Here is a 24,169-nt window from a genome sequence, read left to right on the forward strand (position 1 = left end):
GGGGATGGGAGGGCCGCGTACGGAAAAGCCCTCCGCGAGGGCGGAGGGTCCCCGGAACCGGGCCGCGCGTGCCAGTGGCCGCGGGACCCGCGGCTGCCCGGAGACGGCGAGCCTCAGGTGCCGGGCCGCGGGTCCCGGCTTCCCGGAGAGCGAATCCCGGAACAGGGCCGCACGTACTACAGGCCGCGAATCCCGGCTTCCCGGAAACGGCGGGCCTCAGGACTCACGACCGGGCCGCGCGTGTCACGGGTCCCGGCCTCCTGGGACAGCGGGTCCCGGAACCGGGCCCGCCGGTCAGGAGACCGCGGGCCGCACCGGGGTCCTGCCGCGGGCCAGGAGCCACACCATGGCGGCGAGCGCCGCGACCTGGAGCGGCCAGCCCATCGCGATCTTGAGAATGCCCAGCTCGGCGACCGCGTCGTCCCGCCCGATCAGGTAGACGGGGAGCTGCACCGCCACCCGGACCACGCACGGGATCATCAGCAGCCAGGTGAGCCTGGTGCACAGCTTCACCACGGCCGGATCCGCGCGCCACGCGGTCGGGTCGCCGGTGACGGACCCGATGAGGAAGCCCACCACCGGCCATCGGGTGACGATCGACAGCAGCATCACCACGGAGTAACCGGCGTTGTAGAGGATGCCCGGCAGGAAGACGTCCTCCGCCTGGCCGGTACGGGAGGCGAAGAACGCGCCGATGCCGATGCCGATCAGGCTGTTGATCACGAACTGCGGCGTCGAGCGCTGCAGCAGCCGCACGACGAGCAGCAGCACCGCGGCCGAGATGCTGACGATCAGGGACTGCTTCAGGTCCGAGGTGGTGATCCACATGCCGGTGAAGGCGATGGTGGGCACGGCGGCCTCGATGACGCCCCGCACTCCGCCGAAGGCCTTGGCAAGCTGGCTGCGGATCGCGGCCTCGACCGTGTCGTGCGCGGCGGTCTCGCCGGTGGTGGTCATCTTCTCGCTCACCGTCTCGTGATCGTCAATCACTCACGCACCGCCCGCAGGGCGCAGCTCGTATCTCGGATTGAACATGACTTTGCGGCCATCCTGCACGCTGACGAGCCCTTCCGCCAGCACCAGGCGCCCCGGCTCGATGCCCGCGATCTTCCTGCGGCCCAGCCATATCAGGTCGATCACATCGGAACCATCGTAAAGCTCCGCCTCCAGCGCCGGAGCGCCCCCGCGAGGACGCAGCGTCACCGTCCGCAGGGTTCCGGTCACACAGAAGCGTCGGCGCGCGCCACACGAGACGATGGGTGTGGCGCCGTGACGATCGAGGTCCTGCTGGAGCTCGTCGGCCTCCAGTTCGGCCTGACCGGCGGTCAACCGGCGGAAGAACCCCCGCAAACCGCCCTGTTTATCCGGCTCCTGAGAACCCACGGACCTCTCCTTCACACACGAGTCGAACCAGCGTACGCGATCCGGCCCGTCAGCGAATCTCGGCGATTTCCGGTCCCCGGTCGAACGGGTTGAGATCGGGCACCTCGCCTCCGGCGGCCTGCTGTTCCGCGGCCTGCCTGGCCTCGGGCGGCAGCCGGAGCTCGATCGCCTCCTTGGGGGCCATCGGCTCGTCGCCGCGTACCACGACTATGTCCCGGACGACACCCTCCAGTGTCGCGGCGACCCCGGCGTCCTCGGCGGCCTTGCCGCTGATCACCGCGCGCAGGAACCAGCGCGGCCCGTCCACCCCGATGTAGCGGACCGGCTGCTCGCCGCCCTCCGCGGGGATCCTGGCGGCCAGCTCGACGCCGAACTCGCCCTCCCGCTCCTCGGCGGTGCCTCCGGCGCCCTTGACCCCCTCGGCCAGCTCGGCCCTGACCTCGTCCCAGATCCCGCTCCGCTTGGGCGCCGCGAAGGCGTGCACCTGCAGGGCGCTCCCCTCGAACAGGACCACGGCGCCGACGATCTGCTCGCCGGCCAGGTTGAGCTGCACCTCGAAGCCGGGGTCGACCGGCAGGCGCATGCCCCCGAGGTCGACCCGCTCCCGCTCGGGATGGGCCTCGTCGGCGTCCCACGGCCCCGACTCCCGCGACGGGACCCGCTCGACCTCTTCCACCACGGCCTTGGCGGCCGGGGACTTCTCACGACGGCTGCGTCCGAACACTTTCCTCACGCTCCTTGAAGATTCACTGGTCACTCGCCCCCCGCCGGGCACTGCGGCGGGTGGCCCTGCGGGCCGGAGGCGCGCCCCGGCCCCCGATCACCGCCGGGGTCACTCCCTGTCAGCGGCCGGTGGACCCGAACCCGCCGGCGCCTCGCGCCGAACCCGGCAACCGGTCCACCTCGTGGAACGCCGCCTTCTCCACCTTCTGGATCACCAGCTGCGCGATGCGGTCCCCCCTGCTCAACCGTACGGCGCTCTTGGCGTCGGTGTTGATCAGCGTCACCCTGATCTCGCCCCGGTATCCCGCGTCGACGGTGCCGGGCGCGTTGACGAGCGTCACGCCGTGCCGGGCGGCCAGGCCCGAGCGCGGGTGGACGAACGCGGCGTACCCGTCGGGCAGGGCGATCGCCAGCCCGGTGCCGACCACGGCCCGCTCTCCGGGGAGGAGCTCGACGTCCTCGGCGGCGTGCAGATCCGCGCCCGCGTCGCCCGGGTGGGCGTACGAGGGCGGCGGCAGGTCGGCGTCGAGCCGGTGGATCAACACCTCGACGGTGTGGGTCACGGGTTCACCTCGTACTCGTGGTGCTCGTCGGTGATCTTCTGGATGTCGCCGTGTTTGGCGAAGTGCTCCATGCCCACCTCGATGAAGAGCGCTGCGGCCCGCACGGCGACCGGGCCGTCCGGGGAACCGATCCGGCCCTCAGCCTCAAGGTACGCCTTCCTGCCGGACATGCCGTTGCACCAGGCGCGCAGATGCAGGACGGTGCCGACCGGGACCGGCGCGAGATAGTCGGTCTCCAGCCGTGCGGTGACGTAGGGGCGCTGGAAGAGCCACACGGACATGCCGATGACCTCGTCCATCGCCGCGGCGAGCACGCCGCCGTGCGCCAGGCCGGGGGCGCCCTGGTGGGTCTCCTCCACGGTGAACTCGGCGACCACCGTGATCCCGTCGGGGGTGAGGGCGGTCAGGCGCAGGCCGTTCGGGTGGGCGTCACCGCAGCCGAAGCAGCCGCTGTAGTGGGGGCCGAGCGGGGTGCCGGGGGCGGGCGCGCCGGGGAGCGGGCTCGGCCGGGTCGCGTCCGGCGGGGGGTCGGTCAGGGCGGAACGGGTCACGGGGCAGAACGTTACCCCCTGGGCTGCGGTGATTCCTCATTCACCGGCTTTCCCGCCGCACCGGCCGGTCCGGGCTCGCCGGGGCCGGTGTCCGGAGCAGCGGGGTCGCGAGGCTCGCCGGGATCGGGCCCGCCCGGGTCGGGGGGATGCGGTGGGGCCGGTGGCAGGGCCCGATGGGTGTCACCCCTGAGCTCCGGCAGCGCACGGTAGATCACCGCGGCCACCGGCACCGCCACGGCGGCCCCGGCGATGCCCGCCAGGATGCCGCCCACCGCCAGCACCAGGATGATCGCCAGCGGGTGGAAGTGCAGCACCCTGCCGACGATCAGCGGCTGGAGCACGTGGTTCTCCAGCTGCTGCTCCACCAGCAGGATGCCGAGGAAGATCAGCGCGTAGATCGGGCCCTTGGCGCCGAGGGTGACCAGGGTGGCCACGGCACCGGCGAAGAAGATGCCGACGATGGGGATGAAGCTGGCCAGGAAGATCATCACCGCGAGCGGCGCCCAGAGCGGCACGCCCATCCCCGCGAGCACGATGCCCATGATCACGCCGTGCACCGCGGCCACCGCGACCGTGCCCTGCACGTAGTGCGAGAGCGTCACCCAGGCGGCCCGGCCGGCCCGGTCGACACGGGGCGCGACCCCGCCGAAGCCCTTCAGGAACCACGACCAGATCCGGTCGCCGTCCTTGAGCAGGAAGAACGTCACGAACAGCAGCAACACGATGGAGGCCAGCACCTCCAGCGCCACCGTGGCGCCGGTGAGGACCGTCTGGGTGATCTGGTTGCGCTGGGTGGTGATCTGCTTGCCGATCTCGTCGACCCAGCTGGTGATCTGGGTCGGCTGCAGGTGCAGGGGGCCGGTGTAGAGCCAGTTCTCCACGGTCTTGGCCGTCTCGCGCACCTGGTCGACGAGGCCGGGGAACTCGTCGTTGGCGCGCACCCCGATGATCCAGCCGGTGCCGCCGAGCACGGTGAGCGCGATGATCATCGTGAGCCAGGTGGCGTAGATGGGCCGCATGCCCATCTTGCCGAACCGCCGGGTGAGCGGGAACAGCAGCGCGGTCAGCAGCAGCGCGACGGCCACCGGCAGCACCACGATGCGCAGCGTCGCGATGAACTGGGCGAAGTAGAAGACCGCCCAGCCGATGATGATCAGGCAGAGGCTCCACATCGCGATGCGCAGCAACGTACGAGGCACCAGGCTGGTCAGGCGTTCCCGATCGGAGATCACGTGTTCAGACTGTCACGCCGCGCAGGGAAATGCGCGGGGGTTGTCGCCGGGACACACGGCCGGGACGCGAAAAGCGGCGGCCCGGCCGGGTGACCGGGCCAACCGGTGTGCGTCAGGGGCCGGCACCCACCCCGTGGAGGCGGACACCGGCCCGGCCGGGGGGCGCCCACCCGTCGGGGTGGGCGCTCGCCCCGACGGGAGTGACGGCCGCCCGCCCGGTCACGGACCGGCGCTCACCCGGCCGAGATCAGCGCTCGTCCGGCGGGCGGGAGATCACCCTGTCTTCGAGGTAGCAGCTGCAGTTGCCACATCCTGGCGGCATGCCTGTCCTCCTCTCACCTTCTGTATTGCTGTCTTGACCGTACGGCAGGATTCCCCGACGGGAAGGACAGATTCGCGTGCGCGCCCGGAGGGGCGTCAGGTGAGGGCGACCTCCACGAGCAGATCCCCCTCGCCCTCGTGGAGCACGAACTCGTCGATGACGCCCGCGCCGCACAGGTCGTCCTGCGCCCGGCGCACCAGGGCGGCCCGCGCGCCGGTGACGGTCAGCCGGGAGACCTCGGCGCGCATGGAGAGGCGGGCGTCGGACTTGGCCTTGCGGACCCGGCCGAGGACGGCGGCCACCACGGGCAGCAGCTCGGGGTCGCCCCCGCGCTCGCGCGCCTCGGGCCAGGCGGCCCGGTGCACCGAGCCCTCACGCCACCAGGACCAGACCTCCTCGGTGACGAAGGGCAGGAAGGGGGCGAACAGCCGGAGCATGACGTCGAGCGCCTCGCGCAGCGCCGCGTGCGCCGAACGCGCCGCCGCGCTCGCCTCCCCCGTACTGCTGGCGTCGTCGTAGGCCCTGGCCTTGACCAGCTCCAGGTAGTCGTCGCAGAACTCCCAGAAGAACCGCTCGGTCCGCTCCAGCGCGCGGGTGTAGTCGTAGCCCTCGAACGCCTCGGTGGCCTCGTGGACCACCTCCGACAGCCGGGCCAGCATCGACAGGTCGATCGGCTCGGTGACCTCCCCGCCCCCCTCGCCCAGGCCCAGGACGAACCTGGAGGCGTTCAGGATCTTGATGGCCAGACGGCGGCCGACCTTGATCTGGCCGGTGTCGAACGCCGTGTCGGTGCCGGGACGGCCGTTGGCCGCCCAGTAGCGGACCGCGTCGGAGCCGTACTGCTCCAGCAGGCCGAGCGGGGTGACCACGTTGCCCTGGGACTTGGACATCTTCTTGCGGTCGGGGTCGAGGATCCACCCGGAGATCGCGACGTCGCTCCAGGGCAGGGTGCCCCCCTCCAGGTGGGCGCGGACCACGGTGGAGAACAGCCAGGTACGGATGATCTCGTGGGCCTGCGGGCGCAGGTTCATCGGGTAGACCCGCTCGAACAGGTCCTGGTCGCGCTCCCAGCCCCCGGCGATCTGCGGCGTCAGCGAGGAGGTGGCCCAGGTGTCCATGACGTCCGGGTCTGCGATGAAACCGAACGCCTTGCCGCGCTGGTCCTCGGTGTAGCCGGGCGGGACGTCGGCGGACGGGTCGATCGGCAGCGCGGACTCCGGCGGCGCGATCGGCGCGGAGCGGTCGGGCTCGCCCTCGCCGTCCAGGGGGTACCACACCGGGATGGGCACGCCGAAGAACCGCTGCCGGGAGATCAGCCAGTCGCCCGCCAGGCCCTGCACCCAGCTGTCGTAGCGGACCCGCATGTGCGGCGGGTGCCAGGACAGCTCCGCGCCGCGCGTCAGGAGCGCGTCGCGCAGGGCCAGATCGCGCCCGCCGTTGCGGATGTACCACTGGCGGGTGGTGACGATCTCCAGGGGCCGGTCGCCCTTCTCGTAGAACTTCACCGCGCGCCTCACGGGCCGGGGCTCACCCTCCATGTCGCCCGACGCGCGCAGCAGCTCCACGATCCGCTCGCGGGCGCCGTGCACGGTCCTGCCCGCCAGCTCCGCGTACGGCTCCCGGGGCACGTCCCCGGGGGCGTCCGGCAGCAGCCTGCCGTCCCAGCCGATGACGGCGCGGGTGGGCAGGTCGAGCTCGCGCCACCAGACGACGTCGGTGACGTCGCCGAAGGTGCAGATCATCGCGATGCCCGAGCCCTTGTCCGGCTCGGCCAGGTGGTGGGCGAGCACCGGCACCTCGACGCCGAACAGCGGCGTCCTGACCGTGGTGCCGAACAGCGGCCGGTAGCGTTCGTCGTCCGGGTGGGCGACGAGCGCGACGCAGGCGGGCAGCAGCTCGGGGCGGGTCGTCTCGATCCAGACCCGGTCGCCGAACCCCCTGGCCCGCTGCTCCTCCGACAGGCTGAAGCCCAGCCGGTGGAAGGCGCCGGGCCACTCGCGGTCCTCCAGCTCGGCCTGGGCGACGGCGGTGCGGAAGGTGACGTCCCACAGGGTGGGCGCCTGCGCGACGTACGCCTCCCCCCTGGCCAGGTTGCGCAGGAAGGCGCGCTGGGAGGCGGCCCGCGCGGCGTCGCCGATGGTGGCGTACGTCAGCGACCAGTCGACCGACAGGCCCAGGCGGCGCCAGAGCTCCTCGAACGCCTTCTCGTCCTCGACGGTGAGCCGCTCGCACAGCTCGATGAAGTTTCCGCGCGAGATCGGGATCTGCCGCTTGGGGTCGGGCCTGGCCGGGGGCTCGAACGAGGGGTCGTGGGCGATGGAGGGGTCGCAGCGCACGCCGAAGTGGTTCTGCACCCGGCGCTCGGTGGGCAGGCCGTTGTCGTCCCAGCCCATGGGGTAGAAGACCTCGCGCCCGCGCATGCGCTGGAAGCGGGCGACGGTGTCGGTGTGGGTGTAGGAGAAGACGTGGCCGACGTGGAGGGAACCGGAGACGGTCGGTGGCGGGGTGTCGATCGAGTAGATCTCCTCGCGCGTGCGCGACCTGTCGAAACGGTAGGTCCCCTCGGTCTCCCAGCGGCCCGACCATACGGCTTCCAGGCCATCGAGAGTCGGTTTCTCGGGCATGGGCGCAGGGCGCGGTCGCTGTTGTGTCATGCCTCCCTATGGTATGGCTTCACGCGATGCGACGCTCGGGGAGACTAGTGTTCTTGGGGCGAACCGCGAACGGGAGGACCACATGGCCGACAAGAACGAGAAACAGGACATGGCGTGGAAGGCCATCGGCGGCCTCCTGGGCCTCGCCACCGCGTGGGGGGCGAAGAAGGCCATCGGCTTCGCCTGGGAGAAGACCACCGGCAGGAAGCCGCCCGTCGACAACGAGTCCCTGGAGATCAGCCTCGGCGAGGCGATCGGCTACGCCGTGGTGATGGGGGTCGGCATGCAGGTGACGCAGATCGTGGTCGCCCGCACCGCCAGAAAGCGCTACAACGCGTGGAAGGCCGTGAAGGACGCGGCCAGGGACGTCACCACCTGAGCCACCTAGAACCACCTAGCCCCGCCACCGGGCTCGTCCGCGGTGCCCCGGCGCTCACGGGCGATCCCGGTCGTACGGGTGACGTGGGGGCCGGACTCCCCCGGACCGCCCCGGCGGGCGGCACCGGGGGCACCGGGGCGGTCCGGGGCATCGGTGTCAGGAGGACTCTGGGGAACCCGGGGACTCCGGGGCACCTGAGGGCCCCGGGGAAGCCGGGGACTCCAAAGAACCCGGGGACTCCGGAGAACCCGAGGCGCCCGAGGCACCATGGGCGCCCGAGGAACCCGAGGACTCCAGTGAGTTGAGAAACTCCTTGGCCCAGCGGTCCACGTCGTAGGTGGACACCCTGCGGCGCAGCGACCGCATCCGGCGTGACAGGTCGTGCGGGGTGGCCCGCATCGCGGTCAGCATCGCCCGCTTGAGGCCGTCGACGTCGTAGGGGTTGACCATGAACGCCTGGCGCAGCTCGTCGGCGGCCCCGGCGAACTCGCTGAGCACCAGCGCGCCGCGCAGGTCGTTGCGGCAGGCGATGTACTCCTTGGCGACCAGGTTCATCCCGTCGCGCAGCGGCGTCACCACCATCACGTCCGCCGCGAGATAGAGCGCGGCGAGCTCGTCCCTGCCGTACGACTGGTGCATGTACTGCACGGGTTGCTGGCCGAGCTCCCCCCGCTCGCCGTTGATCCGGCCGACCTGGAGCTCGATCGAGTCGCGCAGCCGCATGTACTCCTCGACGCGTTCCCTGCTCGGCGTGGCGATCTGCACGAACGCCGCCTCGCCCGGCTTGATCGCCCCCTCGGAGAGCAGCTCGCCGAACGCCTTCAGCCGCTGGCCGATGCCCTTGGTGTAGTCGAGCCGGTCGACGCCGAGCAGCACGCACTCGGGATCACCCAGCTCCGCGCGGATCTCCCTGGCCCTGGAGATGATGTGCGGCTCCCTGACCAGGGAGTCGAGCTCGCCGAAGTCGACGGAGATGGGGAACGCCCCGGCGCGCACCACCCGGTCCCCCACGTAGATCTCGTGCTTGTGGTGCTGGAGGCCGAGCAGGCGGCGGCAGAGCCGGATGAAGTTGGACGCGCCGCCGGGGCGCTGGAACCCCACCATGTCCGCGCCGAGCAGGCCCTCGACGATCTCGCGCCGCCACGGCAGCTGGGAGAACAGCTCGACCGGCGGGAAGGGGATGTGCAGGAAGAAGCCGATGCGCAGGTCGGGGCGGAGCTTGCGCAGCATGGCCGGGACCAGCTGGAGCTGGTAGTCCTGGATCCACACGACGGCGTTCTCCGCGGCCTCCTCCGCGGCGGCCTCGGCGAAGCGCTCGTTGACGGTGCGGTAGGCCTCCCAGGCGACCCGGGAGTAGATGGGAGCGGCGACCACGTCATGGTAGAGCGGCCAGAGGGTGGCGTTGGAGAAGCCCTCGTAGTAGAGCTCGACCTCGGACTCCGACAGCGGGACGGGGACGAGCTGCATCCCGTCGTGTTCGAAGGGGTCCAGGTTCTCCTCCGGGGCGCCGTGCCAGCCGACCCAGGCCCCCTCCCTGCGCTGCAGGACGGGGGCGATCGCGGTGACGAGGCCGCCGGGGCTACGCCGCCACATGTCCTCCCCGACTCGGTCGACGGGGAGACGGTTGGCGACGATCACAAATGCGCTGCGGCCCAGCACAAATTCCTCCAGGTAGTCGGGGGCTTACTGAATTAACTACCCGTTCGAGAGGTTTCTATGACTTCCCAGGTGGAAGGGCGCGGTGGACCCTCAGATCGGCCCGTACGACCTCGCCGAGCTTCTTGGTGGCGGCGCGGTTGAGGAACCCTCCGGCCACGGCGCCCGTGAGGAACGGGCCGAAGGTGGTGAGGTGGCGCCCGAGGGTGCGCATCAGCCTGTTGCGCAGGGCGGTCTTGGCCGCGGTGCCCAGGGCGACGGTCATCGTGCCGGGGGCCATGGGGTCGACGCCGCGCTGCTTGGACCAGGCCATCGCGAAGGCCATCGCCCGCTGGGAGCCGGTGCCCGGCACCTGGATGCCGTACACCTCGTGGAGCTCGGCGATGAGCTTGACCTCGATCGCGGCCACGACGAGGGTCTCGGCCACCAGCTGGGCGGGGGCGGAGAGCAGGAGGGGAGGCGCGGCGAACTCGGCGGCGGCGACGGCTCCGCCGATGGCCCCGACGGTCATGGTCCCCTTGGTCGCGGCGCGTACCAGGTCGTCGGCGAGCGCCTCGGAGGTGAGGCCGTGGTGGTGCTCGGAGAGGGTCTGCAGGTCGCGGATGGGGATGCGGGGCGCCACGGCCATGAACACGTCGGTCAGCCAGCGGCCCCGGCCCTCTCCCGACGCCTTGGCCCGCTTGGCCCCTCGCGCCAGTGATGCCGTGAGACGGCCGAGCAGCCGTCGCCGCTCGGCCCCGTCCATGTCGCCCGGCTCGGTGAGCCTGCCGACGATCTCAGCCGTTTCCCGGTCGGAGTCGCCGTCCGGAGCCACCTCGTGACCGGGAGCGGCGACCTTACGGTCGGGGGTGCCGTCCACGGCCGTTCCGTGATCAGACCCGGTGTCCGCGGTCGCCTTGTGATCGGGACCGCCGTCCGAGGCTGTTTCGTGATCAGATCCGGTGTCCGCGGTCGCCTTGTGATCGGGAGCACCGTCCGCGGTCACCTTACGGTCGGGGGTGCCGTCCGCGGTCACCTTGTGGTCGGAACCGTCGTCCGAGGCCACTTGGTGATCAGGTTTGTGATCAGGCGCGCCGTCCGACTCCTCGGCCGTGGAGTCGTCCGGCGCGGCACCGGTCTGCCTGTTCTCTGACGTCATGTCTCGGAACCTCCTCAAGGCTGTCCTGAGGCCCTACCCATACTTGGAAGAGCACACCTCGGACAGGCCATCGGAATCATCTCAAGCCGCGCATTCCCGACAGATCTGCTGGCCGTTCTTCTCAACGGCGAGTTGACTGCGGTGGTGCACCAGGAAGCAGCGCGCGCAGGTGAACTCGTCGGCCTGACGAGGAATCACCCGGAGCGAGAGCTCCTCATTGGACAGGTCCGCGCCCGGCAGTTCGAGCGACTCGGCGAGATCCGTCTCGTCGATGTCGATGCTGCCCGAGGACTTGTCGGTACGGCGGGCCTGCAGTTCCTGAAGACTGTCCTCGCTGAGGTCGTCGTCGGTCTTGCGTGGGCTGTCGTAATCGGTAGCCATCGGTCTGCTCCATCCCCCTCATCTATCTGTCTGCGCTAACTCGCGCGTGTGTAACGTTCGAGAGGCACGACTTGTGCCCGATCCGCCAGAGAGATTCCTGCTTCGGTACCCCGCCGGAATGGTCACTGAACCTCCCTACACGTGAGGGACGTACTGCCAATGGCCACGGTTAGCCAAATATGGCGTAAACCACAGCATCGGCGGCATGCACCACCGTGTTCGACGGCACATCCAACCACATGTACGGCGTGAACGAGACGCCCCCCGCCGGATCAACGTGACTGAAGTCGCACGGTGACCACCAGACCTCCTCCGTCCCTGGGTATGGCGGTCACATTGCCCCCGTGGGCGCGCACGACCGCGCGGACGATGGACAGCCCGAGCCCCGCCCCCTTGTCCGAGTCGACCCGGTCGGCGTTGAGCCGCCGAAACGGCTCGAAAAGGCTGTTCACCTCGTACGCGGGCACATGCGGCCCCGTGTTGGCCACCTGAACAACCAACGCACCCTCCACCATTCCCGTCCTGACCCACAGACGTCCCGAATCGGAGAGATTGTGTTTTATAGCGTTCTCGACCAGGTTGGCCACACACCGCTCAAGGAGCACCGGATCGCCGACGGTCTCGGCCCCGCGAAGCTCGGGGATCACGGTGACCCCGGCCTCCTCGGCCCGCGCGGCGAGCTGGTCGACGACGGTCTCGGCCACGTCCTTCATGTCCACCGGCTTGCGCACGCTCAGCTCGCGCTCGCTGCGGGCCAGCAGCAACAGGCCCTCGATCAGGCGCTCGTTGCGGGCGTTGACCTCCAGGAGCGTGCGGCCCAGCGCCTTCAGGTCACCCGACGCCTCCGGGTCGCCCAGGGCGATCTCCAGGACCGTCCGGTTGATCGTCAGGGGGGTGCGGAGCTCGTGCGAGGCGTTGGCCACGAATCTTCGTTGTGTGTCGAAGGCCACATTGAGCCTGGTGAGCATCGCGTCGAAGGTGTCGGCCAGCTCCTTCAGCTCGTCGTCGGGCCCCTTGAGGTCGATCCGCTCGTGGGCGAGCGTGGTGCCCGACAGCTTGCGGGCCGTGGCGGTCATCTGCTGGATGGGCTTGAGCGCCCGGTCGGCGACGATGTAGCCGATGATGACGGCCAGGATGCCGACCCCCAGCAGGGCCAGCAGCGCGCGGGCCAGCAGTTCCCGCTGCGCCCCGGAGATCGCGGTGTGCTGCTGCCAGAACCACTGCTGCTTGAAGATCGCCGCCGCCTCCGGCCCCACGAGCTCCCTCAGCTCGTCGTACGGGAAGGGCGGCCAGGCCGCGTAGAGCGCCCAGCCCACCATCAGGTAGATCACGGCCATCAGCAGGGCACCGGCCATGAAGAACAGCACGGCGTAGGTGATGGTCAGCCGCCACCGGATGCTGAGCCTGTCCATGATCGACCGCAGCCGGTCCAGCGGGGCCCGCGGGACCGGGGCGGCGCCCACCGGGGGCGGCCCGTCCCACGCGGGCGGGCCGGTCGGCGGCGGGGGCCGCTCACCCGGCTTCCCCTCCCTCTCGGGGGGCCCTGACTCCAGCCGCTCGCTCTTCCAGACGCCCCGCTCGGAGTGCGGACTGATCATCGGGTGGGTCGGCACGGACTCGCGGCTCTCGCCCACCGGGACGAACGTCGGGCGTTCCTCTCCCCCGCCTGCCGGAGCGCTCACAACTTGTACCCGACCCCTGGCACGGTCTCGATCACCTGAGGCTCGCCCAGTTTCTTCCTCAGCGTCATCATGGTGACGCGCACCACGTTGGTGAACGGGTCGATGTTCTCGTCCCAGGCCTTGTCCAGCAGGTCCTCCTGGCTGACGACCGCGCCCTCGGCGCGCATCAGCTCCTCCAGGACCGCGAACTCCTTCTTGGTGAGCGCGATCTCCCCGCCGTCCCTGGTCACCAGCCGCTTGCCCGGGTCCAGGCGGACCCCCGAGCGCTCCAGCACCGGCGGCAGCGCCGGGGCGGAACGACGGCCGAGCGCCCGCACCCGCGCCACCAGCTCGATGAACACGAAGGGCTTGGCCAGGTAGTCGTCGGCGCCCAGCCCCAGCCCCTCCACCTTGTCGTCGACGTCGCCGGACGCGGTCAGCATGAGGATCCTGGACGCGGTACGGGAGGCCACCAGGCGGCGGCAGACCTCGTCACCGTGGACCTTGGGCAGGTCCCGGTCCAGGACGATCACGTCGTAGTCGATGTACCCCGTCCGCTCCAGCGCCCCCGCGCCGTCGTAGGCCACGTCCACGGCCATCGCCTCGCGCCGGAGCCCGGTCGCGATCGCGTCGGCGAGCACCCGCTCATCCTCAACCACAAGCACTCGCACGGCCTATGGCACCTCCCGTCACATTCCCAGAGCAGCCGCTGGGACGGCTCCCCATTGTCCCCTCACCACCTGTAAGCACACGGTAAGGCCCTCACTAGAGCGGGCACTCCGTGTGATGTCGGAAACACACAGGTTTAGTGCCCGGTTCACCCTGGGTACAGCCGGTTCCAGTCTCTGTCGCGGTATCTTCCGTCCCCATGAGCCCGTGAGAAAGAAGGTGATGATGGGCGAGTTCACCGCCACAATCGAACACCGCCTCGACCAGGCATACCGGAACTTGCAGGAGGCCAGGTCCTCCGGCGACGACTACCTCGCCGACACCTTCACCGCCGAGATCGAGGATCTCCATCGTCTAGCCACAGACAACGGCGTCTCCGTTCGGCGCTGATGGGAAGGAGCCCCCCGGCCGACCGCCGGGGGGCTTTTTCACGCCCTGGCCCGTCCCCTCACCCGGGGACACCCGGGGACACCCGGGGACGCGGATCAGGCGTCGCGTTCCGGGTCGAGCGGGAGCAGCAGGTCGTGCAGCTCCTCGAACAGGCCGGGGGCCGCGCACAGGATGAGGCCGGGATTGGCCGGCCTGCCCTCCAGCCCGCCGACCCTCGCCCCGGCCTCCGAGGCGACGAGGCCACCGGCCCCGTAGTCCCAGTAGTGAGGGCCGCGCTCGTAGTAGCCGTCCACCCGCCCCGCCGCCACCGCGCACAGGTCGGAGGCCGCCGAACCGCCCCTGCGGATGTCGCGCACGCGCGGCAGCACGTGGCGGAGCACCTCCGCCTGCACCGCGCGCCGCCCGCTCTCGTAGCCGAAACCGGTGGCGATCAGTGCCCGCTCCAGCGGTACGCCGGTGTTGCAGGTCAGCCGCTCCCCTGCCAGCCACGCTCCCCCGCCCCTGACGGCGGTGAACACCTCGCCGCGGGGCACGACGTTGACCACTCCCGCGATCACCTCGCCGTCCACCTCGACCGCGATGCTGACCGCCCACTCGGGCACCCCGTACAGGAAGTTGACCGTCCCGTCGATCGGGTCGACGATCCAGCGGACCCTGCCCTCTCCGGTGGGCCCGCCCTCCTCGCCGAGGATCGCGTCGTCGGGCCTGACCGCCTTGATCCTGTCTCGGATGAGCTCCTCCGAGGCCCGGTCGAGGGCGGTCACCACGTCGGTGGGGCTGGACTTGGTGACCAGCACCTCCGGCCTGGCCGGCCGCTTGGCCAGCAGCATCTCACCGGCCTCCCTGGCGATCTCCTCCGCCAGCCGCCCGAAGGTCACGGCGCTGTCCACGATCCCCTCACCACTCCTCGCTCGTTCCGGCGGGCCCGCGACGGCGCCCGCCCTCTCCCGTGCCCGGCCGGGCGTGCGGCAATCCCCGCCCGTCCCGCCGGACCCCGGGTCCTTTCCCGCCGCTCCCGGCCCACGGCGAACACCGCTCGCCGCGCCGGGCTCACGACAGCGACTCCGGGCGCTTCCACTCCCGCCCGAGGACGTGCTGGTCGAGGAAGGCCAGCACGGTCTCGTACCAGACGACCGCGTTGCCCGGCTTGAGCACCCAGTGGTTCTCGTCGGGGAAGTAGAGGAACTTCGACTCCACCTCCGAGCGCTGCAGGTCCCACCACAGGCGCAGCGCCTCCCCGATGGGGACCCGGTAGTCCTTGTCGCCGTGGACGACCAGCATCGGGGTGGAGATGTTCTCCAGCGACAGGTGCGGGGAGAGCTTGGCGTACAGGCCGGTGCCCGGGGAGCCGAACTCGCGCTGCCAGTACATGGACGCGTCGGTGGTCCCGGCGAACTGGTCGAGGTTCCACAGCGAGGCGTGGGTGACGATCGCCCTGAACCTGCCGGTGTGCCCGGCGACCCAGTTGGCCATGTAGCCGCCGAACGAGCCGCCCATCGCGGCGGTCCTGGTGGGGTCGACCTCGGGGAGCTCCAGGGCCGCGTCGGTGATCGCCATCAGGTCGGCGTGGGTACGCGGGCCCCAGTCGGCCCAGCCGCGCCGGATCATGTCGGGCCCGTAGCCGGTGGACAGGCACGGGTCGGGCAGCAGCACGGCGTAACCGTGCTGGGCCATGATCCACGGGTTCCAGCGCCAGGACCAGTCGTTCCAGCTGGACAGCGGGCCGCCGTGGATCCACAGCAGGAGCGGGGCGGGGTTCTCCGCGGAGGCTCCCTCGGGCAGCGCCAGCCAGGCCCTGATCTCCGCGCCGTCGTCGGCGGTCACGGTGACCTCGGTGAGCGTGCCGGGCAGCTCAAGATCGGGAACGGGAGAGACGAGCCTCTCGACGGCGCCGTCCGGCGCCACCCTGACCGGGGCCGCGGGCGCGTCCACGGCGCTGCGCAGCGCGTAGACGGCGCCGTCGGGCGCGACGTTGAGCGAGCCGTACGCGGCGTCGTCGAGGGTGAGCCGCTCCGGCGCCGCCCCGTCGGCCGGGACCCGGAAGACCGGGCGGCGGCCGTGGTCGTCGGCGACCACGAACAGCGAGCGGGAGTCGGGCGCCCAGACGATGTCGGACGGCCAGAGCGCGCCGCCCGCCGGGTGGCCCTCTCCGGTGGCCAGGTCGACGATCCACAGGGTGCTCTCGGGGATCCGGTCGATGTCGGCGTGGTTGTTCCTGACGCACGCGACCAGGCGCCCGTCGGGGGAGATCCTGACCGGCCCGTCGAAGTCGTGGTCGTCGGCGGCGGCCAGGACCCGCCGGGCGCCGCCGTCGGCCGTGTCGATGGCGACCAGCTCGAAGCGGAGCTCGCCCTGCGGCATCGACACGCCCCAGGTGGTCACGACCGTGGAGCCGTCCGGCGTCACGTCGCACGCGCTGTGGCTCGACAGCGCCTTGCCCGGCTGCGGGGTGAGGTCCCTGACCTCGGTCAGCCGCTCGCCGTCGCCGAGGGTGCCCGCGAACAGCCGGGGCTCTCCGGGACCGAGGTCGTGATCCCAGTAGCGGACGGGGTAACTCTCGTGCAGGATCGCGCTGATCCCCGCGTCCTTGCGTGTCTTGCGCCGCTCGGCCTCGCCCGCCTCGTCCCCGGGGAGCACGTCGGAGCAGAAGACCACGGTCCTGCCGCCGGTCACGAATCCGGTGATGCCTCCCGGTCTGGAGGCGATCTGCCGGGCCTCGCCTCCCGCCGCGGGCAGCAGCCAGAGCGCGGGAACCTCCTCCTCCGCCTCCTTGACGGTCGGGTCGGGGCGGCGCGAGCCGAAGAGCAGGTCGCCGTCTTGCGTGAAATCGGCCCCGGCCTCGCCCTTGACGGATCTGGTCAGCCGGTACGGCCGGCGGCCGTCGAGAGGGATCTCCCACAGGGAGGTCCCATAGGATCTTCCGTCGGGATTAAGCGCCTGCACCACGCTGACCAGGCGCGCTCCATCGGGGGATAGCCGCAGGGATGCCACCCGCGGCACGCCGACATAATCGCGGATGTCGTTAAATGGGGTCACGGTTTCGAACTTACCCCGGCGATCGTCTCCGAACATGCATCCGAACATGCATCCACAAACCTTGTTGATAACGAACTCCTCAAGGTGACCATGCGAGAGGACACCCCGGCATGCGGTTTGATAAATGCCATGGGGAATTACGACGCACTTCTCGTCGTCTCGTTCGGGGGCCCGGAGAAACCTGACGACGTGATGCCGTTCCTGGAGAACGTGGTCCGGGGCAGGGGGATCCCGCGCGAGCGGCTGCTGGAGGTCGAGGCGCACTACCAGCGCTTCGGCGGGGCCAGCCCGATCAACCAGCAGTGCCGCGACCTGATCGCGGCCGTGGAACCGACCGTCGGCCTCCCGGTTTACTGGGGCAACCGCAACTGGCACCCCTACCTGGAGGACACGCTCCGCCGGATGGCCTCGGACGGCGTACGCAGGGCCGCGGCCTTCGTCACCGCCGCGTACAGCTCGTACTCGGCCTGCCGCCAGTACATCGACGACATCGCGCTCGCCAGGGCCGCGGTCGAGGGCGCCCCGGAGGTCGTCAAGCTCCGGCACTACTTCGACCACCCCGGGTTCGTCGCGGCGATGGCCGACCACACCCGTGAGGCCCTGGACCGGCTGCCCGCCGGGCTCCGGGACTCCGCGCGGCTGATCTTCACCGCGCACAGCATCCCGGTCTCGATGGCCGCGACGGCCGGGCCAGGCGGCGGCGCGTACGAGGCGCAGCTGCGCAGGGCGGCGGCGCTGGTCACGGCCGAGGTGGGCGGCGGCGACGGCGGCAGGGCGTGGGACCTGGTCTGGCAGAGCCGGAGCGGCGCCCCCCACATCCCGTGGCTGGAACCCGACGTCTGCGACCACCTGCTGGAGGTCGACGCCCCGGCGGTGGTGCTGGTGCCGATCGGCTTCGTCTCCGACCACATGGAGGTCGTCTACGACCTCGACGTGGAGGCCGCGGAGACGGCGAGGAAGATCGGCCTGCCGCTGGTCAGGGCCGCCACGGCCGGGACCCACCCGCGGTTCGTCTCGATGGTCGGGGAGCTGCTCGCCGAGCCGGAGCCCGCCGCGTGCGCGGCCACCTGCTGCCCGGCCCCGCCCCGCCGCCACGGGTAACCACGGGTGATCGGGTGACGGTCCCGAGCCACGGGTGACCACGGAGCCCGCCGGTGGCCTCGGGGGTCTCCGCGCGTGTCTCAGGGGTAGGCGGCGGCGTAGCCCCGGGAGATGCCCATGACCTTGGCGACGTACGACCAGGAGTGGTTGTAGAACCAGATGGCCTTCTCCAGCTTCTTGCCGCCCCGGCCCGCCCCGTTGGCGCACAGGTAGTTGGCCGCGCCGGGGACCGCGTCGTACGGGTTCCAGATGTCGGCGATGCCGTCGCCGTCGCCGTCCACGCCGTAGGCCCGCCAGGTGGCGGGCATGAACTGCATCGGTCCCTGCGCGCCCGCGGAGGAGGGGCCGTTGTTGCGCCCGTGCGAGCTCTCCACCTGGCCGATCGCGGCCAGGACCGTCCAGGAGAGCCCCGGGCAGACCTCGGCCGCCTTGCGGTAGAGCTCCAGATAGCTGCCGGGCCTGCCGACCGTGACCCGCCGTACCCGGCCGGCTCCCGTCGTCCCGGCGGCGGTGGCCTTCGCGGTGGGTCTCAGGGTGGGTTTCGCCGTACGGGGACCGCCGACGGCGACCACCTGGGAGCCGGGGCTCAGCAGCCTGCCCACCCGGGTCCTGAGGACACCGGCGGCCTTCTCGGGGCTGTGCACGAGCAGCGCCACGCCCGGCAGCAGGCCCAGCCTGCGGCCGGTCTCCTCGCCCACGATGCCGTCCACGCCGGGCAGGCCGAACGCGGCGGAGGCCGCGGCCCGCAGCCGGGGGCCGCCGTCCACCTGGTACTCCGAGCCGAGGACCAGCCCGAGGCGGCGCGCCGCCGCGTTGTCGGCGACGAACTCCCCCCTGTCGAGGGCGTCCCAGATCCCCTGCTGGTCGGCGACGGCCCTGGGGGCCCACGCGCGGAAGCGGCCGGGGTCGACCGCGATGAGGTTGAGCCCGACCCCGGACACCTTGACCGCCCCGCCGTCGAAGGAGTCGATCTTCTGGACGTACTTGAGCCGGGAGATGTCCTCCTTGGTCTGCTCGGTCAGCGTCGAGGGCGAGATGACCAGCAGCCGGGGCGGGGTGGGGGTGAGCCCTAAGGCGCCCGTCGCCCCCGGCTCGGGGGTCGGCCCCAGGGAGGCCGACGGGTCCGGGTCCTCCCCGGTCACGACGCCGGGGTCCGGGATCGCGGGAGGGCTCGCCACCGGCGCGATCGCCGACAGGTCCCGGACGCGGGACTCCACGACGGCGCTCCCGCCGGAGGCCGCCGGAGCGGCGGGGCGACCGGCGTTGATCACCGCGAGCGCGACGCCGCCGAGGGCGAGGAGGGCGGTCAGGGCGACCACCACTGGGACGAACAGCCGCAACCCGGGAAGACGTGACACCGCGCTCACGTTAGCTCCAACGGACCGCTCCATGAGCCGTTGCCTGGAAAATCACTTGCCGATCGGCGGTTCTGTGCGAAATCGTCGGCATGTTCCACGCGCGCGGATCAGCAAGGGGATTACCGGTGGTCGGGCCGTATCGAGAGCTCTTCAGCACGCCCGGCGTCAAGGGTTTCGTCATCGCGGGGTTCTTCGGGCGGATGCCCATGTCGATGCTCGGCATCGGCATCGTGGTGCTCGTCAAAGAACTCACCGGCTCCTACGCGACGGCGGGCGCGGTCGCGGCCACCGTCAGCGTCTCCTTCGCCGTCGCGGCCCCGCTGTCGGGACGCCTGGTGGACAGGTTCGGCCAGGCCAGGATAGTCATCCCGCTCACCCTGGCGCACGGCGCCACGCTGACCGGCCTGATGCTCTGCGCCGAGTACGGCGCCCCCCGCTGGACGCTCTTCGCCACCGGCGTCGTGGTCGGCGCGACCGCGCTCTCGCTCGGCTCGCTCGTGCGGGCCCGCTGGTCACACCTGCTGGCCGGGTCGGGGAGGCTGCACACGGCGTTCTCCTTCGAGTCGGTCGCCGACGAGGTCATCTTCGTCGCGGGCCCGGCGCTGGTCACCGCGCTGGCCACCGCGGTCAACCCGTACGCGGGCCTGATCGTGGCTCTGGCCTGCACGGTCGTGGGCACCGTCGCCTTCGCGCTGCAGCGCGGCACGGAGCCGCCCCCGCGCCCCAGGGAGAGCGGCTCGGGCACCCCGATCACCATCCCCGGCGTCGCCCTGATGTCGTGCGCCTTCCTGGCGATGGGAGCGGTGTTCGGCTCGGTCGACCTGATCACGGTCGCGTTCGCCGAGGAGCGGGGCGCCGAGGCCGCGGCCGGGCTGCTGCTCGCCTCGTTCGCCGGTGGGAGCCTGGTCTCCGGGCTCTGGTACGGCGCGCGGCAGTGGAGCATCCCGCTGAGCAGCAGGTTCGTCCGCTCGCTCGCGGTGTTCGCGGCGGGCATGATCCCGATCATGCTCATCGGCGACATCAGGGTGATGGCGGGCGCGCTGTTCCTGGCCGGGCTGGCCATCTCCCCGACCGTCATCACCGGCTACAGCCTGACCGAGCGGCTGGTCCCGGCCGGTCTGCTCACCGAGGGCATGGCGTGGATCTCGACCTCGGTCGGGTTCGGCGTGGCGATCGGCGCGTGGGCGGGGGGCAGGCTCACCGACACGTTCGGCGCCTCCAACGCCTACGGGTTCTCCTTCGCCTGCGCCCTGCTGGCCGTGGCGATCGGCGTCGGCGGCTCCGCCTGGCTGCGGACCCCTGTTGCCCGGCAGCAATCGTGAGTATCGTTCATATTCGCTGGCGAAGCGCGCGAACATGAACCGGCGGCGGCCCGCCTGACCGTGGGCGGGGTGCTGGCGCCCCGGACGGCCGGGCGCCGCCCGCGGGGCAGGAGTGACCATGGGCGAGACCTTCCGCACCTTCCGCAACTGGGCCGGGAACCAGTCCGTCACCCCCGCCGAGGTCCGCGCGCCCTCCTGCGCCGAGGAGGTCTCCCTGGCCGTACGGGACGCCGTCGCGGCGGGCCGCCGGATCCGCATGACCGGCACCGGCCACTCGTTCACCCCGGTGGCGCTGACCGACGGCCTCATGCTGCGGCCCGGCGCGCTGACCGGGATCCGCGAGACCGGAGACGGCTGGGTGACGGCCGGGGCCGGGACGACGGTCGGCGCGCTCAACCGGGAGCTGCACCGGATGGGCCTGGCGCTGGCCAACATGGGCGACATCGACGCGCAGACCTTGGCCGGGGCGATCCAGACCGGCACCCACGGCACCGGCAGGGACGTCGGCGGGCTGGCCGACCAGGTGCTGGCGCTGGAGATGGTGCTCGCCGACGGCGAGATCGTCACGGTCCGCGGCGACGGCGGGGGAGAGATCCGCGGGGTGGCCGAGCGGGACCTGTTCGACGCCGCCAGGGTGAGCCTGGGCGCGCTCGGCGTGGTGACCGCGGTGACCTTCCGGGTGGAGCCCGCCTTCCTGCTGCACAGCGTGCGCGAGCCGATGAGACTGACCACGATCCTCGGCACCCTCGACACGCTCGTCACCGGCAACGAGCACCTCGACTTCTTCTGGATGCCGCACACCGACGCCTGCCTGACCAAGCGCAACAACCGCAGCCCGGGACCGCCCCGGCCCGCGGGCGCGCTGAGACACTGGTTCGACAACCGCTTCATGGAGAACACCCTGTTCGGCGCGCTGTGCGGCGTCGGCGGGCGCTACCCGGGCGCCATCCCCCGGCTCAACGCGCTCTCGGCCGCGACGCTGTCGGCCTCGGCCAGCACCGACGCCTCGTACCGGATCCTGACGAGCGTGCGGGAGGTGCGCTTCCTGGAGATGGAGTACGCCATCCCGCGCGAGCACCTCGGCCAGGCCCTGTGCGAGGTCCGCGACCTGCTGGGACGGCGAGGCTGGAAGATCAGCTTCCCGGTCGAGGTGCGGGTCACCCCGGCCTCGGACGCCTGGCTGTCCACCGCCCACGGCAGGGAGTCGGCCTATGTCGCCTGCCACGTCTACCGGCCGACCCCGAACCCCGCCTACTTCGAGGGCGTCGAGGAGATCATGACGGGGCTCGGCGGGCGGCCGCACTGGGGCAAGCTGCACACCCGCGACGCGTCCTACCTGGCGGGGGTCTATCCCCGTTTCAGGGACTTCCTGGCGGTACGGGATGCTCTCGACCCGGGGCGCGCCTTCGCCAACGACCATCTCGACACCGTCCTGGGCTGAGGGGGGGCACCTCCGGCCGCACGGCCCCGTTCCCCCGAATCGGCCGCTTCTCACCAGCTTTCGGTAAAGGGTGGCGCAAAGGCTCGCTCGAAGAGTGACGCGTCCGCGTGTCCCGTCGTTCCCCGGGCGCGTACGGGGGGCAGATTCGCAAACGCCCGCGCCGCTCGACCCCGAGGGAGTCCGCTGGAGATGACCTTCTCCCGCCGTCCATGCCAGCCGCCGCCGCGTCCCGTCGTCACGGACCGCGACGACCGGCCCCCGCACAACGCCGCGACCGCGGCACACCCTCCCCGGACCGGCGGACCGGCCTCACCGCCATCTCCCGGTTCTTGGTGGAAGTCCGCAGCGGTTCCCGGAGTTATCCGTGAGAATCCCTTGAGGACCCCGAAGTTGCTGCTCCAGCCCGGTGCCCTGTAATTAGATGAATGGAGCAAATGTGACCGGCGTCACATCGCTGCGAGCCCCATCCAGGAAGGCGATGTTCGGACATGCCGGGTACGGTGCTGGCAGGCAACCGGCACACGCGAGAGACTCAAGGGTCCGGGGGAAGATTGAGCACGACGACGAAGGGACTCGCATGCAGGAGCTCCGACTCGTCGCGGTGAGTGAGGACGGGACCTATCTCGTGCTGGCGACAGCCGGCCGGGGTACCCGGTTCACGCTGCCCGTCGACGACCGGCTCCGTGCTGCCGTCCGCGGCAACTTCTCCCGTCTCGGCCAGTACGAGATCGAAGTGGAGAGTCCGTTGCGCCCCAAGGAGATCCAGGCCCGGATCCGTGCCGGCGAGACCGCGGAGGAGATCGCCAACACGGCGGGAATCCCGGTCGAGCGCGTGCGGTGGTTCGAGGGCCCCGTGCTCCAGGAACGTGAGTACATGGCACAGCAGGCGCAGCGCTGCGCCGTACGCCTGCCGGGCGACTCCGCTCCCGGTCCCACCCTCGGCGACCTGGTCGCCGAGCGGCTGACCCGCCGTGGCGTCCCCGCCGACGAGATCGAGTGGGACTCCGCCAAGCGGGACGACAACCTGTGGCGCATCAAACTCGGGTTCGTGTGGAACGGTCACACGCGCAACGCCGAGTGGCTCTTCGACCCGCGACGGCGCCACATCACACCCCACGACGACGAGGCCCTGCGGCTGTCCAGCGGCGAGGACGTCGAGCCGTTCGAGGACACCACGGTCACCCCGTTCGTGCCGCGCGTGGCCAAGCTCGCGCCGGTGCCGCCGCTGGCACCCGAGCCGCTGAACCAGCCGCCGGTCGCCTTCCCCTCGGTCCTGCGGCACGAGACCCCGGCCCAGCCCCGGCCCGCCTACGCGCAGGCCGAGACCGCCTCGCCCCCGGCGCCCCCCGCGCCCTCGGCGTCCCCGGCCGCCTACCAGCAGCCGCCCATGCCCCCGCTCCCGGCCGGATACGAGGCGCCGAGGGTGTCGGTGCCGCCGCTGCGCGCCCCCGACCCCGCCGGATACCAGCAGGAAAGGGCCCCGGAGCCCGCCGCCCCCGTGGCCCAGGGCCCCGGCACGCGGGTCGGGCCTCCCGAGCCCGTGCTGCCCGAGCCCCTCGCTCCGTACCCACCTCCGTACGAGCCGGTCACCCCGGCGGCGCACGAGCCCGTCACGTACGAACCGGCCGCGTACGAACCGGTCACACCGGCCGCGTACGAGGCGCCTCCCTCCCCGGCGCCCGTCGCGCCGCGACCCGAGCCCGCACCGCGGCCCGCCGTCACCTCCCAGCCCGCCGCGACGGCCGCCGAGCCGCCCGCGGTGACCGCGCCGGAACCGGCACCCGCCGCGCGGGAGTCCGTGGCGCGGGAGTCCATGGCGCGGGAAACCGCCGTCGCGCGGGAGGAGCTCCTTCCGCGGGAACCGGCCGCTCCCCCTGAGAAAGCGGTCACCGAGCCCGTCGTCGTCAGGGCGCCGGAGGTGGAGAAGGTCCCGGAGGCGGTGAAGGCCGTCGCCGAAAGCACGGAGCCCTCGCCGCCCCCCGCCGCGACCGCGCCGGAGCCGGTCACGGTGGCTCCGGCCGCCGTCCTGCCCGATCCCGCCGACCAGCGGTCCCCCGAGGCCGGAAAGGCCACCGAGCAGGCTTCCTCGGCAGCGGAGAAGCCCGTCGCGGCGAAGGAGACCCCCGCCTCCGAACCCGCGCCGGAGACCGGAGCGGCCCAGGAGGGTTCGATAGCTGTACCGGCGGCGCGCGTCAGCGTGGACGAGCGG

General features: G+C 71.6%; 21 protein-coding genes. 6 read left to right on the forward strand and 15 right to left on the reverse strand.

Annotated elements, in window-relative coordinates; genetic code table 11:
* Positions 1-294: 294 nt before the first annotated feature.
* The 7 genes from ACW9TB_RS15570 to valS form a co-directional block, all read right to left on the reverse strand.
* Positions 295-957 carry a DUF3159 domain-containing protein gene (locus ACW9TB_RS15570; RefSeq protein WP_386270104.1) on the reverse strand — a complete coding sequence of 221 codons (663 nt, stop codon included), beginning with the start codon at positions 955-957 and terminating at the stop codon, positions 295-297.
* A 33-nt stretch (positions 958-990) separates the two neighbouring features.
* Positions 991-1,383, reverse strand: a complete 393-nt coding sequence (locus tag ACW9TB_RS15575; protein ID WP_472748729.1) for an OB-fold nucleic acid binding domain-containing protein — start codon at positions 1,381-1,383, stop codon at positions 991-993.
* A gap of 49 nt (positions 1,384-1,432) precedes the next feature.
* Entirely contained in the window at positions 1,433-2,107 is a 675-nt protein-coding gene (locus ACW9TB_RS15580; protein WP_472748730.1) for a DUF3710 domain-containing protein, read from the reverse strand.
* Positions 2,108-2,225: 118 nt separating this feature from the next.
* On the reverse strand, positions 2,226-2,669 hold the full coding sequence (gene dut, locus ACW9TB_RS15585; RefSeq protein ID WP_472748731.1) for a dUTP diphosphatase: 444 nt from the start codon (positions 2,667-2,669) through the stop codon (positions 2,226-2,228).
* Entirely contained in the window at positions 2,666-3,220 is a 555-nt protein-coding gene (locus ACW9TB_RS15590; RefSeq protein ID WP_472748732.1) for a PaaI family thioesterase, read from the reverse strand. Before ACW9TB_RS15590 ends, dut begins: the two co-directional genes overlap by 4 nt.
* Positions 3,221-3,231: 11 nt before the next feature.
* Complete coding sequence (locus ACW9TB_RS15595) at positions 3,232-4,452, reverse strand: AI-2E family transporter (RefSeq protein ID WP_472748733.1); 1,221 nt, start codon at positions 4,450-4,452, stop codon at positions 3,232-3,234.
* A 417-nt stretch (positions 4,453-4,869) separates the two neighbouring features.
* Positions 4,870-7,428, reverse strand: coding sequence for a valine--tRNA ligase (gene valS / locus ACW9TB_RS15600; protein ID WP_472748734.1), 2,559 nt, complete (start codon positions 7,426-7,428; stop codon positions 4,870-4,872).
* A gap of 82 nt (positions 7,429-7,510) precedes the next feature.
* Here valS and ACW9TB_RS15605 point away from each other — a divergent pair, with 82 nt between their 5' ends.
* Positions 7,511-7,807 (forward strand): DUF4235 domain-containing protein, encoded by a 297-nt coding sequence (locus ACW9TB_RS15605; RefSeq protein WP_472748735.1) that lies wholly within the window; start codon positions 7,511-7,513, stop codon positions 7,805-7,807.
* A 156-nt stretch (positions 7,808-7,963) separates the two neighbouring features.
* Here ACW9TB_RS15605 and ACW9TB_RS15610 read toward each other — a convergent pair whose 3' ends face one another.
* The 5 genes from ACW9TB_RS15610 to ACW9TB_RS15630 all read right to left on the reverse strand — a co-directional run bounded on the left by ACW9TB_RS15610 (position 7,964) and on the right by ACW9TB_RS15630 (position 13,314).
* Positions 7,964-9,466 (reverse strand): trehalose-6-phosphate synthase, encoded by a 1,503-nt coding sequence (locus ACW9TB_RS15610; protein ID WP_472748736.1) that lies wholly within the window; start codon positions 9,464-9,466, stop codon positions 7,964-7,966.
* 55 nt (positions 9,467-9,521) lie between these two features.
* Positions 9,522-10,601 (reverse strand): hypothetical protein, encoded by a 1,080-nt coding sequence (locus tag ACW9TB_RS15615; protein WP_472748737.1) that lies wholly within the window; start codon positions 10,599-10,601, stop codon positions 9,522-9,524.
* A gap of 81 nt (positions 10,602-10,682) precedes the next feature.
* The gene (locus ACW9TB_RS15620; RefSeq protein WP_030914836.1) at positions 10,683-10,982 is read right to left on the reverse strand and encodes a DUF4193 domain-containing protein; all 300 of its coding nucleotides are present in this window, start codon (positions 10,980-10,982) and stop codon (positions 10,683-10,685) included.
* Positions 10,983-11,254: 272 nt separating this feature from the next.
* On the reverse strand, positions 11,255-12,664 hold the full coding sequence (locus ACW9TB_RS15625; protein WP_472748738.1) for a sensor histidine kinase: 1,410 nt from the start codon (positions 12,662-12,664) through the stop codon (positions 11,255-11,257).
* Positions 12,661-13,314 (reverse strand): response regulator transcription factor, encoded by a 654-nt coding sequence (locus ACW9TB_RS15630; protein ID WP_329084012.1) that lies wholly within the window; start codon positions 13,312-13,314, stop codon positions 12,661-12,663. Before ACW9TB_RS15630 ends, ACW9TB_RS15625 begins: the two co-directional genes overlap by 4 nt.
* Before the next feature lie 205 nt (positions 13,315-13,519).
* On the opposite strand from ACW9TB_RS15630, the gene ACW9TB_RS15635 reads away from it, so the two are divergent.
* Complete coding sequence (locus ACW9TB_RS15635) at positions 13,520-13,702, forward strand: hypothetical protein (RefSeq protein WP_472748739.1); 183 nt, start codon at positions 13,520-13,522, stop codon at positions 13,700-13,702.
* Between the two features lie 95 nt (positions 13,703-13,797).
* Here ACW9TB_RS15635 and ACW9TB_RS15640 read toward each other — a convergent pair whose 3' ends face one another.
* The gene (locus tag ACW9TB_RS15640) at positions 13,798-14,592 is read right to left on the reverse strand and encodes an inositol monophosphatase family protein (protein WP_472748740.1); all 795 of its coding nucleotides are present in this window, start codon (positions 14,590-14,592) and stop codon (positions 13,798-13,800) included.
* Positions 14,593-14,752: 160 nt separating this feature from the next.
* Positions 14,753-16,774 (reverse strand): S9 family peptidase, encoded by a 2,022-nt coding sequence (locus tag ACW9TB_RS15645; RefSeq protein ID WP_472748741.1) that lies wholly within the window; start codon positions 16,772-16,774, stop codon positions 14,753-14,755.
* Positions 16,775-16,867: 93 nt separating this feature from the next.
* On the opposite strand from ACW9TB_RS15645, the gene ACW9TB_RS15650 reads away from it, so the two are divergent.
* Positions 16,868-17,839, forward strand: a complete 972-nt coding sequence (locus ACW9TB_RS15650; protein WP_472748742.1) for a ferrochelatase — start codon at positions 16,868-16,870, stop codon at positions 17,837-17,839.
* Positions 17,840-17,919: 80 nt separating this feature from the next.
* Here ACW9TB_RS15650 and ACW9TB_RS15655 read toward each other — a convergent pair whose 3' ends face one another.
* The gene (locus ACW9TB_RS15655) at positions 17,920-19,197 is read right to left on the reverse strand and encodes a lytic transglycosylase domain-containing protein (protein WP_472748743.1); all 1,278 of its coding nucleotides are present in this window, start codon (positions 19,195-19,197) and stop codon (positions 17,920-17,922) included.
* Positions 19,198-19,322: 125 nt separating this feature from the next.
* Here ACW9TB_RS15655 and ACW9TB_RS15660 point away from each other — a divergent pair, with 125 nt between their 5' ends.
* The 3 genes from ACW9TB_RS15660 to sepH form a co-directional block, all read left to right on the forward strand.
* A complete protein-coding gene (locus ACW9TB_RS15660) occupies positions 19,323-20,519 on the forward strand; it encodes an MFS transporter (protein ID WP_472748744.1) in 1,197 nt (398 codons plus the stop codon).
* A 118-nt stretch (positions 20,520-20,637) separates the two neighbouring features.
* Entirely contained in the window at positions 20,638-21,960 is a 1,323-nt protein-coding gene (locus tag ACW9TB_RS15665) for a D-arabinono-1,4-lactone oxidase (protein WP_472748745.1), read from the forward strand.
* Between the two features lie 577 nt (positions 21,961-22,537).
* The coding region (gene sepH / locus ACW9TB_RS15670; protein WP_472748746.1) for a septation protein SepH at positions 22,538-24,169 on the forward strand (1,632 nt) is incomplete at its 3' end.

The organism is Streptosporangium sp. H13245 (assembly GCF_055690525.1).